Here is an 18720-nt window from a genome sequence, read left to right on the forward strand (position 1 = left end):
CTAGTGCAACACATAGTTGCGCTCAATTATGTTAACCAACTGCCCTACTTGCTCGGCTTGCAGGCAGGACAAATGATCTCCTTTGACTTCATAACAAGAGAGAGAGTGACTAAATGGTTTCCATCCCATGTCTTTATTCACAGGACGGCCTTCAAATTCTTGCGTTTGCTGCGTTTTTACAACGCAGATTGGGGTGTCGCTAAGCATAGACGGCACCTCAATATTTGCTCGCAGTTGGGCACTAAAAACTTGTTGAAAGTGGCGTAGATGCGCATCACTAAAATTAAATCCAGCTTGATGTATCCAGCGATTGAGATAGGCAATGCGTGCTGAAGCATCACCTTGCTTATAGGCACTGATTTCAGCATCAGAGACACTAAGGCGGAAAAACGCCACCAGATTATCCAGCATCATTTGTGCGATTTGCGCTCCATCTAAGTTAAGCGCTGGATTGCTCGGTACAGGCGTATCAATCACAGTTACCAAGCAGCCAATGCGACCTTGTTGCTCAAGTAAAGTGGCAAGTCGATAGGCAATAAAGCTGCCAAAAGAATGTCCGACCAAATGCACTTGCTCACCAAGTTCAGCGCCTGCTAATACACTCAAGTAATACGCTGCGGTGCGGCCAATAGAAGTTAGCGTCTCCGGTTCCTCGGCGAGCGCCTCTGGCTGCAAGCCATAAACGGGTATACGGCTATCAAGCCCATTCACTAACGCATGAAATGCCATTAGCCAACCTCCCGCACCCGCAATCAACACCACAGGTGTAAAACCAAGCTCCCCCTCTTGCAAACACACTAAGGTTTCAAGCGATTGGGGTTTGCCATCGCGTTCGCTAAGACCATCTCTCAATGCTTGAACATACTGACTGAGCCCACGCACGGTTGGATGCTCAAACAGTGCCGACAGCGGCAAATTGAGTTGTAGATGCTGATTAATATCACCCACTAAACGCATCGCTAATAGTGAATGACCACCTAAATTAAAGAAGTTATCGTCAAGGCACACGCCATCCACCAGCAAACGACGGGCAAACTGCTGCGCTAATTGAGTTTGTAGTGGTGTGAGCCTTTCCTGCTTAGCCTCTTGCCGCAAGGATTGAGGCGAAGTGTATGATCCGGCCAGCGCAATGAGCTGTTTGCGATCGACTTTGCCGTTCGTTGTCAGCGGAAGCTGGCTAATTGATTGGAACAACTCAGGGACCATGTAAGCGGGTAGTACTGCGCGTAGCTGCGCTCGCAGAGCTGCATCACTCACTTCCGTATGCTGCGCTGGCTGCACAAATGCCACCAATTGCGCGTTGTTACTGCTATCTTCACGCACCACCACAGCACAAGCAGCAACCTCGTCTAGCAGCTGAAGTTGCCGTTCAATCTCACCCAATTCGATGCGGTAACCGCGCACTTTAACTTGGTCATCACCACGGCCTAGATACAGCAATTCATTTGAGGCTAAGCAGCAAGCGCGATCGCCAGTTTTATAAAGTCGCTGGCCGCTATTTGACTCAATAATAAAGGCTTGCTGCGTCTTTTCCTCGTCGTTGAGATAGCCTCTGGCAAGGCCAATACCCGCAATGTATAAGTCCCCTTCCACACCGGTGGCCACCGCTCGAAGCTGTTCATCGAGTAAATATAAAGACAAACCCGCGACGGGCTGACCGATCGGCACGCGTGCACCGCTGAAGTGTGTGACGTCATTAAGGGTTGCCGAAATAGTCGCTTCGGTCGGGCCATAGGCATTAATAATTCGAATACGGTCGCCGTAGCGCTGCTGCCAATCGGTGAGCGCGGCAATCTGCATCTGCTCGCCTCCTATGGTGATGATCCTCAGCGAGGTTGGCAAGGTGACTGAAATTGCTGCAAGTTGATGCCAATACGCCGTTGGTAAACTCATCAGTGTTAACTCGGCATCTTGGCTTAATTGCGCCAGCTTGTTGGGATCCAACATGTCGTCTGTCGGTGCCATCACCAAGGTTGCACCACAAAGTAAAGTACAAAAGACTTCTTCGGCAAACACATCAAAGCTCATGCTAGCAAATTGCAGGTAATTGTCGCTTGGCGTCATTGCATATTGCGAGGCTAATGCCTGCACATAATTGGCGACACTGGCATGCTCCACCATCACCCCTTTTGGCATGCCCGTGGTGCCCGAGGTATAAATTACATAACAGAGGTCGTCAATCTGGCATGGCGCAGTAAAGCAACGACTAGCCTGCTCGGCCAAAGCGCCCTGAATACTATCTAAATCGACTTGAGGCACCACCTGCTCCGAGCTACCCTGCCAATATTCTATTTTAGTAACCAGCATGGCTGCATTGGCATTTTGCAACAGCAAACGGCGTCGAAGCTCAGGTAGTGTTGGTGCAATTGGTAGATAAGCCGCACCCAATTTAAGCACCGCAAGCATAGCCACAATAAGCTGGTAATTCGCCTCTAAACACAGGCCAATAATAACGGGGGCTGTACTCGGCTCTAATCGTGATGCAAGGTAATGGGCGAGCTGATTGGCGTCTTTATCCAGTTGTGAATAGTGATAACAGCGAGCCTCCCTAGAGGCGGTACTATATTCACGAATAGCAATATGCTCAGGAAATTCAGCAGCAACTTGAGCAAATAATTGCTGAATAGGTAAATTTGGCGTTTGATATGGCACCGCTTGCGTCAGTGCAAAAGTAGGCAGAGGCAATGCCTTGCTGTACGGCGCGTGTTGAGACTGCCAAGACAATTTCCCAAGTGTTTGTTCGGGCTGTTGTGTCGCAGCTAACATCAGCTGCTGCATCGCCGCAAGGCTTTGCTCGATAAACACTTCATCAAAGCATTGCTGCTGATAGCTCAGCGTGAGCGATAAACTCGCTCCTACGCCGACCACAAAGGTCAATGGGTAGTGTGTTTCGTCAACTTCGCTTAAGGTTGTTGCAATAAATGGCAGCGCAGCGCTATTTTGCAACGGATCTTGCGGATAATTTTCAAAAACATACAAGCAATCAAACAATGGACTGTCGTTCTCAATACCCGACCACTGATGAACTTGTGTCAGTGGTGTATGCGGGTGCTGCGCCAATGCCGTAAGCTGCGACTTCACCGCTTGCAGGTAATCTTTCACACGCGCAGCTTGATCTATCGCGACATGGACCGCTTGCGTATTGATATACAAGCCAACACGCTGCGCCATTCTACTAAGCGCTGTAGGTCTACCCGCGATGGTTTGACCAAATAAGGCATACGGTTCGTTGCAGCAACTTGCCACCCAATAAGCCCAGAGCCCTTGGATAAACTGATTGACGGTCAGTCCTTGCTCGCTTGTAAAGCGAGTCACGGCATCTTGCAGCGATTGCGGTAAAGTCACACTGAGTTCTTTAACACCAGCCGCTTTATTTTCAGTATGTAGTATCTTTTCGCTGAGTAGTGTGGGAGCGCTAACACCACCCAAATAATCCCGCCAAAACGCTTCATCACACTCAACATGTGTATGCAAATATTCGATATGATCGCGGAAATTATCTACTACAATGGGGCGTAACTCACCTTGGCAACGAGCTTGATAAAATGCCACTAATTCAGCAAATAATATCGGTAATGACCAGCCATCCATAATAAGATGATGATACGTCCACACCACTCCAACATTGCCATCATCAAAAGCGATTAAGCTTAACCGCATACAAGGCGCTTGCGAGAGCTTAAGCGGCTCGGCAAGCTCCACTTCGGCCTGTGATTTCACCACATGCGATTGCGCATCTGCAATGATGTTGCTATGCAGCAGTTTGAGTGGCACATCGGCACGTTTACAGACCACTTGTAGCGGCTCCCCAGCAACGTCCATAAAGGCCGAGCGTAATATGCTGTGCTGTTTAATCAACTGCTGCCAAGCGTAACTCAACGCCTCTATATCCACACAACCCTGTAGCAATAAGCTGGTTTGCTCGACGTAAGGTTGCGTGCGTTGATTGTGCGCCTCACGTGCCGTTTGACTGTGGAACCACATGCCTTGCTGTAAACCCGTTAGGGGGTAAATATCCTCAACTTCCCCTTCAACCTGCCCAAGTATGCGCTGTAACTGCCGTTCAGAAATGCCGCTGAGAAGTGCAAAGTCACTGACTGTGTAATGACGTTGAGGCTGGGATTGGCAATACTCGATGACCTCAATTAGACTTTCGAGTATCTCTTTACTTAATTGCTCTGCTGCTTCAGATGCTAAGCGCTGGCTGTCAAACTCCAGCGTTAACGCCAATTGACCATCGACAACAGCCGCTGTTAGCTGCGCTCCAAAGTAACTGAGATTTGACTCTGCAACCAAAGTGCCTGTCGACTCACTAGCATCTCCCAGCAAACCTTGCTGCTCAATAACTGTATCTAGCTGGCCTAAATAGTTGAAAAACAGTAAGTCTCGGGTATCAATCTCAAGCGCTGAGCGAACGTTTAGCTCTGGGTGTAAATACCGCGCAGCACCATAACTACTGGCAACTTTAGCGCTCCTTTCAAGCTCTGCCTTGATACTACAAATCACATCATGCAAGCGGCTGCCATTACTAAATAACGGCATTGGATAGAGCGCCGTTAACCAGCCAATGGTTCGGCTGCTATCCAGTGCCTCGGTCAGCAACTCGCGACCATGCCCTTCTAGCATGATCACTTCACTGCCTGCACCACACTTTTGCGCACACCAGGCAAGTGCACTGAGCAGCAGTGCTTGCGCCGTCGTACCATAACTGGTGTTGGCAGATCCCAATAATGCACGGGTGTGCGATGCTGATAACGTGTGGCGAGCTTTGGCTATGGCTGGGGTCGCGCTTGTATCTTTTAGGCTCAATAAGTGTGAGCTTTCAGCCAATGCAGCCACCTTCTGCCATTTGCGCAAATCGCGCTCACTAGATGCAAGTTCACGATAAAAGTCTGCAAGTTCTGCTAAGTTTGCACTTGCGGCTGGAAGCTCCAGTGGTACATTGTTTGTTTGCTGCTGTAATAGCTGGCTCACATCTTCAAGTAACACACGCCAAGAGACACCATCCACTAGCAAGTGATGTGCGCTAAACAGCAAGCGATTGTTGGCTTCGCCGTCAGGCGTAACAAATAACACCGCTTTAAACAGTGGTGTGCCAGTAAACGCAAAACCTTGCTGCACTTGTTCACTGAACTCGCTCAGCTCAGCTTGCCATGCGTCACGCTCAAGCGTATGCGCCGTAAATACCTTTTGAATATCAATGCCATCACGTACAAATAGGGTATTTTCATCCGCAACCACCAAACGTAGCGCGTCATGCTGGGTGAACAGATATTTTACAACTTCCATAAGCTGCGCTGGTGTAACGGATTTATCTACACTCACCAGCACACTCTGATCCCAATGACTGGGTTTGGCAAATTTCTGAGCAAAAAACCAATGCTGAATTGGTAATTTATCGAGTTGACCAACCAATGGCTGCCTTTCTTTACCTATCGACAGGTGAATATCTTGCTGGGTAAGTCTTGCTGCAAGCGCCGAAGCACTGGGGTAAGTAAACACGTCGGTAGCACTCACTGGTAACTTGAGTGCTTTGGCTTTACTGGCGATTTGAATACTCAAAATAGAGTCGCCGCCTAAAGCAAAATAGTCGTCTTCTGCGGTCATGGATGGCGTATTTAATACCTGCCGATAAATCGCCAATAACTGAGCAACGATACTGTTAGCCTGTGGTTTGACCGTGCTCGGCTCGGTTACTGTGATAGTCTGTTGAGTTTTACCAAGCGTTGCCAAGGCACGATGGTCAACCTTGCCATGCGGCGTCAAAGGTAACCTTGCGAGCATGACAAAATGCTCTGGCACCATATAACTTGGTAGTCTTTCCTTTAGCTGAGCTTGAAGCACTTTAGGCTCAGTGTTTGCCACCACAAATGCCTGCAACTGTGGCTGCCCTGACGCGCTTGTGGTTATCTGAACCGCACATTCTTGTACGCTCGATAGCAGCCCGATTTGCTGTTCAATTTCGGCCAACTCAATACGATACCCTCGCAGTTTTACTTGTCCATCATTACGACCCATATAGGCGATACGGCCGTTGCTAAGCTGGCGCACTAAATCTCCCGTTTTATAGGCTCGCACCGTGTGCGATGGAGAGACTTGTAGCTCAATAAAACGCTCAGCACTAAGCTGTGGTTGATGTAAATACCCTCTAGCAAGTCCCGCTCCGGTTATATATAACTCACCGATCATCCCCTGAGGCACAGCGCGTAATTGTGGATCTAAAATAAATAGCTTGCTATTGTCGACGGGTAAGCCAATATCTGGCACCTGTTCGTCAAACTCAACCACGCCTGAAGTCGCGACCACCGAGGCTTCGGTGGGTCCATAGTTATTGATTAGGGTAAATCCGTATTCTTTTGCTTGAAGCGCACCGAGTTTATCGCCGCCAACCAATAAATAGCGCAAGCTTTGCGGGTTAAACAAAGACTCAGTGAGCAGCGCTTGAGCGATTGGCGTTGCAATAAAACTATGCGTGACTTGGTGTGTATTGAAACAGGCTGTTAATTCAGCCGGTGACTGTAGCACCGCTTTTGTCACACACACGAGGCTCGCGCCAGCACATAAATAAGGCCAAATTTCCCATGTTGCCGCGTCAAAGGCGGGGTTGGCGGTTTGACTCGCAACGCTATGATTATCCACCGCAAAAGCTCGTCGGTGCCAACCACATAAATTCGCCAACCCTTGATGGGCTATCATCACGCCTTTAGGATTACCAGTCGTGCCAGAGGTATAAATCACATAGGCTAGCTGCTCCGCTTTAACTTTTGGGAACTGCTGAGGTAGTGGTATTGCCGCAAGGCGCGCTTGCACGTCGGCGTCATCAACACAAATGACATGTGGGGAGCAGTATTCAGCCTCAAGGTGATTATCATCTAACTCAGCTATCTCAAAGCGAGCGGCAAACTCACACTTTGTTAAAACCAGCGCTGCACCGCTGTCTTTAGCGATGTAATTGACTCGCGCTTGAGGGTAATGAGGGTCAACTGGTACATAACATCCACCCGCTTTTAACACAGCCAACATCGCCACAATGAGATCTGCGCTACCCGTCATCGCGATCAATACAGGTTGCTCGGGCTGGAGCCCTTCGCTTAATAACAACGCCGCCAATGCCTTGGCTCTTTCAGTAAGCTCACCATAACTCAAGGTTTGATTTGAGTTTGTGTCAATTACCGCAACTCGCTCAGCTTGTGCAGGCTCTGCCATATGTCGCTCAATTTGCTCAAGCACTGACTGCTCAAAGTGTTCCGGCGCTGATTTGCCTGAAATCGCATGACTCTCTAGCTTCTGCTCCTTGCAAAGTTTTATATCCGCAAGCGGGCACTCAGGCTCTGTGAGTAACTGCGCGATCACGACATTAAAACACTCTGCAATGCTAGCCACAGTTTCTCTTTCAAATAATCCACTGTTGTATAGCCAGTGCAGTCTCAACCCTTGCCCACTTTCTGTTGCACTGAGCTCGAGATCAAACTTGGCACGCACGTTTTCCGACGTTAAAACTTCCGTGCTAAGGCCTACAAATTCTGGTGTGTGCTGTGGCTCGGGATTAAACGCAAAACTCAACTGGAAAACACTCTGGTGACTCAGCTCTCGGCTAACACCAAGATGATCAATGAGCCGCTCAAAGGGAAGTGATTGGTGTTGATGTACTTGTTCAATTTGCTCTTTTTGTATATCGAGTAGTTGGCTGAAACTCTGCTGCCAATCGAGCTTCACGCGAATAGGTAAGGCATTGACGAAAAAGCCAATCAACTGCTCCACGTGTGGGTGATGCCGCCCTGAAAATGGCGCACCAATCACAATATCATCCACTTGGCTAAACTTAGCGAGCACCACCGCATACACACTATGTAACCAAATAAACGGGGTTATTCCTAAGCGCTGGCAAAACTGTTGTAGCCGTTGCCATGTCTCTGCGCTTAGCTGCTCAGTAAATGCTTGCGCGCTATTGTTCACGGCCTGCCCACGAGGCGTATCGAGCGGTAATTGATGTAGTGGCGGCGCATCGTCAAGATGCGCAGACCAAAATGCCATGTCTGCACTTTGCTGCGCGCCTTGGCACTGTGCTCGATGCCAATGGGCATAATCCGCGTATTGCACCTCAGGTGGCGCAATCAAGTCATGGGCAAGTTTGCAGCCTTGGGCGTAATGAGCATAAAATTGCGTAAGCTCTCGCATTAATACTTCAATGGAGCGAGCATCACTAGCAATGTGGTGCATATTGACGATAAGGCGATGATAGCCTGATGAAAATCGAACCAGAGTTGCGCGGATCATTAGATCTTTACTAAGATCAAAACACTGTGCTTGGTCGTCTCGTACCGCACGCTGCCAAAGCAAATTTTGCCACAGCGGCGATTGTGTGGAGACGTCAATAAGCGTAACAAAATGCTCAGGCAAAGCCACAAGGTGCTGTTTAGGCCCATCATTAGTGTTGGTGATAGCCGAATGCAACACCTGATGCCGTGACAGCACTTTTTGCCAACTTTGCTCGAATGCGCTCAGATCAAGCTCCCCTAAAAACGCCAATAACGCTTGAATTTGATATTGCTGGCTGCCCTGCTGCATTTGATCTAATGTCCACAAACGCTGCTGAGCAAAAGACAGCACTACGCCATTGGTTTTATCCACCACAGCAATAGTACTTAGCTGCGTGTCTTGCTTTTCAAGTGCAGCCGCTAAACCTTGTACTGTAGGGTGCGTAAAAATCGCTTGCAGTGGTAGCTCAATGCTCAGCGTCTTGCGAATATGATTTGCCAGTTTTGCAGCAAGTAGCGAGTGCCCGCCGAGTCTAAAAAAGTCGTCATAGCGACCAACTGAGTCGCGCTGCAGTATCTCGGCAAAATAGCTTGCAAGTTGGGTTTCAAGCTCGCCAACCGGTGCTTCATAAGTGTTTTCGTTAACGCTTGTATCAAGTTGCTGCAATAGTGCTTTTTTATCTACTTTGCCATTTCTGGTCAGTGGCATAGCTGCCACCGATTGCACTTTGGCAGGCAACATATGGTCGGGTAAATTTTGTTTTAAAAACTGCTGCATGACCAAAGTGATGTCGTCGAACTCGACCTGTTTGTGTAACACCACAAAGGCGCAGATCCAGACATTTTCTGGGTCTTGCCGATTTAACAGCACAGTGACCTCAGCCACTTCGGGATGATGGCGCAACTGGTTTTCAATTTCGCCTAATTCAATGCGATAACCCCGAACCTTTACTTGGTCGTCAATTCGACCAACATAGCTCAGCTCACCGCTGGCCATTAAGCGCACGAGATCGCCCGAGCGATATAGCCGCTGATCAGGTGCTTCACTAAATGGGTTTTGAATAAAGCGAGTGGCGTTTAGCTCGTCACGTTGCCAATACCCCCGACAAACCCCCTCGCCACCTACGTACAACTCGCCCACGGCACCTTGCGGCAAGAGCCTTTGCTTGTCATCGAGTACATAGCAGCTGGTGGTCGGAATAGCACGACCTATATTACTGGTGCCAAGTGTCATATCCGCCAGTTCCATCGCCTTAAACGTAACATGTACCGTGGTTTCGGTAATGCCATACATATTGATTAACTGGCAATTTGGTAAGTGCTGTGCCCAAGGCTGTAGCTTACTTGGCTGCAACGCTTCACCACCAAAAATCACGTACCGCACTGCACATTGACTCGCCAGTTGACTGTCATTGAGTAGCGTGGCTTGTAGTGCGTAAAACGCACTTGGTGTTTGATTTAAGACCGTAACCTGGGCATCAACCAACAACTGAGCAAAAGCTTGAGTGTCTTGCGCAGTCGCTTTATCCACAACCACAAGATGACCACCAAAGAGTAACGCGCCATACATCTCCCACACAGAGAAATCAAAGCAGAAGGAATGAAACAAGGTCCAAACATCTTGCTCATTAAAATCGAATAAGTTGGGCTCTACATGAAGTAAGCGCACCACATGACGATGCTCAATTTGTACACCTTTTGGTCTCCCTGTGGTGCCAGAGGTATAGATCATATACACCAAGTCTTGCGGCTCAATCTGAATAGCATCAAGCTGCTTGAGGGCTTCGCGGCTGGCCTGATGCTCTGCCTGTGACACATTAATTAGCTGGTATGAAAGCTGACTAAACTGTGCCTGCGTAGCGTTGTCACAAAGCAGCCATGGGCTTTGCACGTCTCCCAGAATATACTCAATGCGTTCTTGCGGGTAGTCGGGATCTACTGGCACATAGGCAGCACCGACTCTAAGCACTGCCAGCAAGGTCACTATCATCTCAACGCTGCGTGATACACTCACAACCAACATAGTTCGTGGCGTGACCCCTTTCTGTAACAGCATTACCGCCAGCGCATCGACTCGATCATTAAGCTCACGATAACTCAGCACAGTCGTGCTATCTTGCACGGCAGTGCGTGTGGCAAAGCGCTCGGCATAGCGCGTGAATAAACTGGTGATGGTGTCTTGCTCAGGCCAAGTTGCTCCTTGGCATTGAGCGCCCGTTATTAAAGCTTGTTGCTGTTTTTGGTTCAGTAAAGCAAGTTCACCAATTGCGGTATGAGGGGCTGTAACACAAGCTTGAAGCAGCGTGTGAAAGCAATCTGCCCAATGTTTGATGGTCTCTGCTGTGTAAAGATGGCTATCAAACTTCCAATGTAAATAAAGTGCCTGCTCATCAACTACGGCATTGAGTTCTAAGTCGCATTTTACCGCTATGCTATCCGCCTGTTGTTTTTGCACTTCTTGAACAGATAATCCCGGAAGCGTAAAAGCACGCTCATCACGGGTTTCCAGTGTAAATAATATTTGCACTAGCGGATGGTGACTTAAATCTCGTGGAGCACCAACCGCTTCCACCACTTTGTCAAAAGGAATATCGCGGTATTCAAACGCCGCTAGGTTGAGGTCTTTTTGTTGCTGCAACCATTGGCTAAATGGCATATCACTTTCGAGCTTTGCATGCATCACTAAGGTATTAACGAACAAGCCAATTAACGGTGTTAATTCGGGGTGATGGCGACCAAGCTCTGGCGTGCCCACAACTACCTGCTGCGATTGCGTAAGCCTTGCGATAAACAACATAAAGGTATTGAGCAGCCACATAAAGGGGGTCAGTTGGAGCGACTTCGCTTGTGTCGAAATCGCCGCAAATAACGACGCATCAAGCGCTTGGCGATATACCTTCCCCGTTAACGACTGCACCGCAGGACGAACAAAATCACAAGGCAATGATTGCAACGGCGCTAATTCGCCAAATTGCTGTTTTAGTTGCGCCAGTGGTGCCTCGATGCGATCTGGCGTTAGCTGTGCTCGCTGCCACTGGCTAAAATCACTATATTGCACCTGCATCGTTGCAAGCGGTGTATAAGGTGCACCTAGGTGTTTGCAATAGCCAGCTTCTATCTCTTGTGCAAGTAGCGCCATTGACGCCCCATCAGAGACGATATGGTGCATATTAAATGCAAGGTGATGTTCATTGCCATTACTTACCACCAGCACGCGAAGCAAGCAATCATGAGCCAAATCAAAAGGCTTGTTCTGATGTGCTGCGATGCGCGAAGCAATGTAGGCTTGCCTTGTTTCCTCAGCTACTACACTGGCATCAAGCCACTCGAACGGCGTACTAATATCATCCGTTATTTGCAGCTGAGGTTTGCCATCTTGTTCATTTTTTACAAACCTAGCGCGCAGTATGTCGTGGCGTAGCACCACATCTTGCACAGCGCTGCGCATTGCTTGAATATTAAGCTTGCCGCGTAGCAAAAACTCGGCGGGCATATAATACTGCTTGCTACCTTGCAGTTGTTCAATAAACCACAACCCTTCTTGTGCAAAGCTCAGCGGTAAGATTTTCCCCGCGCTTGGCTGCGCGACTATTTTCGGCGATGAGCTCGCCACATCATGGCTTTGTTGCTGAAAATAGGCAATGATCTCTGATTTATATTCAACCACCTGCTGTTTTAACTGTGGAGGAAACCCAGCGGTTTGCTTAAATGCCAAGCCACCGTTTTTTTCATACAAGGTCACGCCAGCTGCTAATGCTTCTGCGATCAATGCCTCTATCTGTCTTTGCTGTTCATTCATCACAAAAACATCTCCTCAGACTGACCGTTTTCGTCCGCCGCTTTGGCTGCACGATGGATCTCACACCAAGTTGCAAGTGCGCTTACGCTTGGCCGCTCGAACAATATTTTTAAGGTAATGGGCACCTCAAGCGCCTGCTCAATTAAGGCAACCGCTTGGCTTGCTGATAAAGAGTGCCCCCCTAACTCAAAGAAGTTACTGTTAATATCTCGAACTTGAGTATTGAGCACTTGAGCAAAAATTTCTGCCAGCAGCGTTTGTAGTTCAGTCATAGGAGCTAAAGGTGCTGTAAGCACTTGCGCCAGTTGCGATTGCACCAGTTGTGCAAGTGCTCCTGCATCTACTTTGCCGTTATTGGTAAGTGGCATAGCAGCCAGTGCATACAGCTTGTAAGGCAACATGTAACTTGGTAGGACCTCTGCTAACGAGGCTAATATCTGAGTATGTAGCGTCTGTTCAAGCTCATAAATGGCATCACTGTGCGATGGTGTAGTTAGCACCACACAGGCCTGTAAGTTGTCTTTACTTTCGTTAAGTAACACATGTGCTTGTTGCACTGCATCTAGGTGCTCAAGCTGAGCCGCAATTTCTTCAAGTTCGATGCGATAGCCACGCAGTTTAACTTGGTTGTCTCGACGACCAATAAACTGAAGCGCACTAGGGCAGCCCTGTTCATCTAGCAGCCAGCGCACTTGATCGCCCGTCTGATAATAACGCTGTGAGTCATTGTTCAAAGACAATGACACAAATTTACTGGCGCTGAGCTCTGGCAACCCAAAATACGCCTGAGCCACATTATCGCCTGCAATGTATAGCTCACCGGGCATGCCCATAGGCACGGGCTGTTGATGCTGATCCAGCACCACCAAATGAGTGCCTTGAATGGCACTACCGATTGGCACAAAGCGCTGCGATTGCTGTGCAAGCGAAACCGCATCTTGACCATTACAGCGATACACACAGCACCCAACCGTTGCTTCTGTTGGGCCATATTCATTGTAAAAATGAGCCTGTGGCACCAGTGCTCCAACTTGAGCCACCACGCTGCTAGATAGGGCTTCTCCCCCCACCACAATATGGTGCGCAGCATTGCTCGGTTGTAATCGTGCCAGCACGCCTTGCAAATGGGCTGGAGTCAACTTGAACAGCAGCGCCTCTTCGCGCGCTAAACACTCACTTAGCTCTGTGATTAACTGCCCGCCATCGCTTAACAATACAACGCCAAGACCATTAACCAGCGCGCCCCATAAGCTCGTTACTGTCGCATCAAATGCTAAAGGTGTGCTGACAACACTCTCGTGTATATCGCCTTGGAGATAACTGCGGCTCACGTGCTCAAGATAAAGGTGCAAGTTTCGATGGCTTATCATCACGCCTTTGGGTTGCCCCGTGGTGCCTGAGGTATAAATCATATAAGCTGGCGCATCAATATCGCTTAATGGCGCAAGCGCCTCTACAGGCATGTTCTGCCAATCCTGCTCGGTGTCTATTAGCATCACACGGCAGCTGAGATCTGTGCTATTTGGAAGTAGCGCTGAGGTGGTGATAAGGCAAGTCGCTTTACTGTCACGCAATATATAGTGCTGACGCTGACTCGGTGCATTGGGGTCAAGCGGCACATACACGGCCCCAACTTTTAAGGTTGCCAACAGTGCCACAACTTGCTCACAGCTTGGCGCTAAGTTTATTGCGACCTGCGACCTTGCCGTTACGCCTTGTTCAATCAAGTAACGCGCTAGTTGATTACTTTGTGACTCCAATTCGCCAAAACTTAACCGCTTGCCAGTCATATCTCGTACAGCATTTTGCTGTGCACTATGCTGAGCAAGGTCTCGTATTTTATCGCTGATAAACCAAGGAGATTGCGGCTGCGCTTGCGTGGCAGGCTCTAGCTCACTGATTGCTTTACTCTCAACTAATGGCAAGGTATTTACGCTTTGCTCAGGGCTTGTCAGCGCAGCATCAATTAAGGTTACAAAAGCATCAACCATCGCCTGCACGCTACTGTGTTTAAACAAGGCTTTGGCATAATTCCACTGCACCGTTATCTCACTGCCAGATTCTTGTGCATTGACTTCTAAGTCGAACTTCATTGCAGGCTTAAGATCAAGCTGTTGCTCGATTTTAAGATGAGGTAGCTTGAAGTCACTTTGTTCGTTATTTTGTAGTGCAAAGAGTATTTGTAACACGGGCGAATGCGCTAAGCTACGCGGTGGATTAATGACATCAACAAGTTGCTCAAAGGGTAAACTCTGATGGGCAAAGGCTTCCAAGATCACCTGTTTTTGCTCACTTAGCCAGTCGTTAAATGACGGCGACCCCACTTTTCGAGCGCGAATAGCCAAGGTATTCACAAAGCAGCCCAGTAACCCCTCTAACTCTTTCACCTCACGTCCGGCAATGGGCGAACCAATGACAATATCCTGCGTTTGACTAAGACGAAGCATCAACAGCGAAAAGGCACTTTGCAGCCACATATACAAGGTCACCCCTTGTGCTTGGCAATGCGCTTTTATCGCCTCAACTTGCGACGTCGTAAGGGTATGACGAATACATTCGCCATCAAGGGACTGAACTTGTGGTCGCTCAAAGTCCAGCGGTAATTCATGAACAACAGGACACTGCTGCAACTGAGTTTGCCAATAGGCAAGATCCGCCTGATAGCTATCTTGCTGTTGTTGCTGCCAGTAGGCAAAATCTGCATACTGCACCGCCAGCGGTTTAGCGTATTGCTCTAGCAACGGATACGCTGGCGCTTCGCTAAAGTGCCGATAAAACGCCACAAATTCTTTAGCCAGCAGCGCCATTGACCAACCATCGCTGGCAATGTGGTGCATGTTAAACAAAAGTCCAAATTGGTTGTGACTAAACTGTACACAGATAACGCGCAGCATAGTGTCTTGGCATAAATCAAAAGGCTTATTAAACGATTGCTGCTGCAATGTTTGCCAACGCAGCTGTTGCTCTGCGTTATTCAGCCCAGACAAATCTACTAATTCCACAGGACAGGCTACTTGATCACGAACTTGCTGCACAGCACCGTGATCACCACTTGCAGGAACAATGACCGTACGGAGTACTTCATGACGTGCAACAATCGCGCTTAACGCTTGTGTTAAAGCGTCAATATCTAAGGCTCCTTCACACCAATAGCTCGCTGGCATATGGTATTGCAGACTTTGCTCATGTAACTGATCGATTAACCACAAACGCTGCTGAGCAAAAGAAAGGGGTAACGCTTGGGCCCTTGATACCGGCTCAATGGTATTACTGTGCGCAATCATCGAACTTGCGGTTATCACTTCAGAAAACGCTGCAATACTCGGTGCATCAAAGAGTTGTGGTAAGGTGATATCTCGCCGCTGCTCACTTCGCACTCGGCTGATCACTTTAATGGCCAGCAGCGAATGCCCGCCTAAGTCAAAGAAACTGTCGTTAATACCCTGTACTGGGCTCGGTAATAGTTCACGATATAACTCAAGTAAATAACGCTGTATATCTGTGAGCTTAGATCCATCAATTACCTCGGCGACCTCATGGCTTTTCGCCTGTGCCTGATAGGCAAGCTGTAATGCTTGCTTGTCTACTTTTCCGTTTGCAGTCAGTGGAATATCAGCAACGATATCCAGCGCGGCAGGTAACATGTAACTGGGCAGCGACTGCGCTAAAGCTTGGCGCAACTGCACGAGTGTGAGCTTAGCCTCACCATTTAAAACCACATGAGCCACTAGGCTTTCTTGTGCTTCATCAACACTCACAGCGCAGCTCTTTACCTGCGCCAACGCGTCGATTTGATGGGCGATTGCCATAAGAGAAATACGGTAGCCTCGCAGTTTTACTTGCTCGTCTAACCGCCCCAAATAACAAAGGTAGTCAGCCTCTCCGCGCGCGTTCGCCTGCCACTTTGCCTTGTCGCCACTGCGATACCAACGCATGCTTAAAGTACCAGATGCAGGCATTGCCTGCTCAACAAAACGTGTTTGCGTCACACTCGCGAGATTAATATAGCCTTCACACACCCCATCTCCCGCTAGCCAAAGCTCTCCGGGCATATTAGGTAAAGCCAGCTGGCCAAACTCGTCAACCACCGCAAGGGTCATATTATCGATAGCATGACCAATAGGCACTTCTTCGTGGCCCGCTAACAGGTGGCGCGACTCACGGCTTACAGCATAGATACTACAGCCGACCGTTGCCTCTGTTGGGCCATATTCGTTTATCCATTGGGCGTTAGGGAGCTTATCCATCAGCTTATCAACCAAAGCTGCGCTCAGCCCTTCACCGCCAACCACAAATCGGTGGGCAATAACACTGCGAGTTTGTGCGTCACTTAATGCAAATACCGCGCGTAGGTGAGCCGGTGTTAACTTGAATAACTTGGCTTCGTTAGCTGCAAAAATCTGCGCTTGTAAGGCAGGCAACAATTCGGCGTCTGTGGGAAGCAACTCAAGTTCACCGCCTCGCATTAAGATAGGCACTAAGGCGGTCACCGTCGCATCAAATGCCAGTGGTGTACTGAGCACTGCCTTGGTTATGCCTCCGGATTGTGGCAGGTAGCGCTGACACGCAAAGCGCAGATAATGATTGAGGTTGCCATGACTAATGGGCACCCCTTTTGGCTGCCCCGTTGAACCTGAGGTATAAATAACATAAGCAAGCTCGGCCTCGTTAAATGCTGCTGCGTCTTCATCTAGCAACAAACTAGTATCGTAAAATGCAAAGTTCCCTTCGGCTTCGAACAAATCATCAAGCAACAAAAAGTCACTCCCAGCTTCAATCAAGTGCTCGGCATCTTCACTTAGCGCCAGCGTCAATACGATGTCTGCATCATTCATGATGTAGGCTAAGGTATCGGTTGGCGTGTCATGATGAATGGGCACATAAGTGTGGCGCGCTTTTAATATTGCCAGTACCGCAGCCACCATGTAACTGGAAGACGGCAGTAAAATAGCAATGCGACTTTGCTCAGCAAATGCCATTTCTAATAAGCTATTAGCAAGTTGATTCGCGCATTTTTCTAAGGTGAGATAACTACAAGAGAACTCCCCCATGCGCACCGCAGTCTGTAGTGGAGCCTGAAGAGCCGCCTGACTAAACTGAGCCACCCATGGCTGTTGCTCTGTCACTTCTACTGCAACACTTTGCTGCTGTTTTAATAGCGCTAACTGCTGCTCAGCGGGCCACAATGACAATGCTGACAACGGGATATTTGGCTCAGCAAGACACTGCGATAACACATAACAAAACTGTTGATGGAAACTAACTACACTCGCTTCTTGCCATAAATTGCAGTCATAAAGCCATTCAACGGTGAGTACATCCCCCTCGTCTATCACTGCGACTTCTAAATCTAGTTTGGCACCGCGTACTTTACTTTGGCACGGCGTCACTTCCAATTGTTCTAGCGTAAGGTTTTCATTTACCTGATTATTTACCCGAAACACGATTTGATGCAGCGGATGTTGGGCGCTTGAGCGTTCAATGTCTAGCTCATCCACTAACACATCGAAGGGAATATGTTGGTGTTGCAACGCGTCGTTTAGTAAGCCTTGGGTTTGCTGTAGCGCTTGGGTAAAACTGGTGTCTTCGCTCCACTTGCTCCTAAGCACTAAGGTATTGATAAAGTTACCAATCATACTTTCAAATGCTTTAAGGTGACGCCCTGATACCGGCGTCCCGACAACCACGTCGCGCTGTTGAGAAAAGCGGCTTAACCACAAGGAAAATAGCGTTTGCAGTAACACGAATAAGGTTTGCCCTGAGCGAGTTTGATACGCTCGAAGCGCGCTGACTAGCGCCGCAGGTATGGGCTCAATCACTAACGCGCCGCGCGCAGAGGTTGTTGCTTCTCTGCGGTAATCAAGCGGTAGTTCATGCACCTTGGGCAGACCTTGTAATTGCATACGCCAATAATCGAGCTCCTGTTGCCATAGCGAACTCTGTTCCAGCTGCTGTTGCCACATCACATAATCAACGTAATGCACCTCTTGTAGTGCTAAGGTTTCGCCGCTGAGCGCGGCTTTGTAAGCCAGTCCTAAAGCCTCACTCAAACACGCAATAGACCAACCATCGGCTGCGATATGATGTAAGGTGATCACAAGGGTAGCCTGCATGGCTTGCTGCTGATAAAGACTGGCGCGTAACATCAAATCATGGCTTAAATCGAAGCTAGTTGCGTAATCTTCTGCGATGTCCTGCTCTAACGCATGTGCTTGTTGCTCAGCGGATTTATCAGTCCAGTCGTGCTTAACCAGGGTAAATCTAGCATCAAGGTTAATGCTTTGCTGCGGTTCTCCTTGCGCATTTTGATGGTAATTAAACGCCAAGACTGGATGTTGCTTAATCACAGCAATAAAGGCTTGCTCTAAAGCCTCAGCATTCAGCTTGCCTTGCAATTGAAATATTCCCTGTAGGTTATACTGGTTGCTGTGCCCTTGCAGTTGGTCAACAAACCACAAGCGCCGCTGTGCAAATGACAAAGGATAACTAGGCTGTGATGGCGCAGGTTGTAGACTTGGTAAAGACGACTGTGACTGAGAGTTAGCCAGTATCTCGCTTAGTTCAAATACGCTAGGATTGGCAAACAGTTGCTTTAAGCTCACCTCCACCGAGAGCTGGGCTCTTAGTTCATTGAGTAATTGCATTGCCAATAAAGAGTGACCA

Annotated in this window: 2 protein-coding genes (1 of these 2 cut by a window edge); both read right to left on the reverse strand. The window is 48.6% G+C overall.

Annotated features, from left to right (window positions below):
* Entirely contained in the window at positions 1-12057 is a 12057-nt protein-coding gene (locus tag CWC03_RS07625) for a non-ribosomal peptide synthetase (protein ID WP_138581260.1), read from the reverse strand.
* A protein-coding gene (locus CWC03_RS07630; RefSeq protein WP_138581250.1) for a non-ribosomal peptide synthetase crosses the window boundary here: on the reverse strand, positions 12057-18720 show its 3' portion. The gene runs 3164 nt beyond the window's last position; 6664 of the gene's 9828 nt are visible here — the last part of the coding sequence; the start codon falls outside the window, past its right edge; it ends in the stop codon at positions 12057-12059. The genes CWC03_RS07625 and CWC03_RS07630 overlap by 1 nt, the downstream gene beginning before the upstream one ends.

The organism is Pseudoalteromonas sp. S2755 (assembly GCF_005886535.1).
GTDB lineage: Bacteria > Pseudomonadota > Gammaproteobacteria > Enterobacterales > Alteromonadaceae > Pseudoalteromonas.

Excerpts from the sequence above, each read along its gene's own strand:
- CWC03_RS07625 (WP_138581260.1), bottom strand. The coding sequence starts at position 12,057 with ATGAATGAACAGCAAAGACAGATAGAGGCATTGATCGCAGAAGCATTA.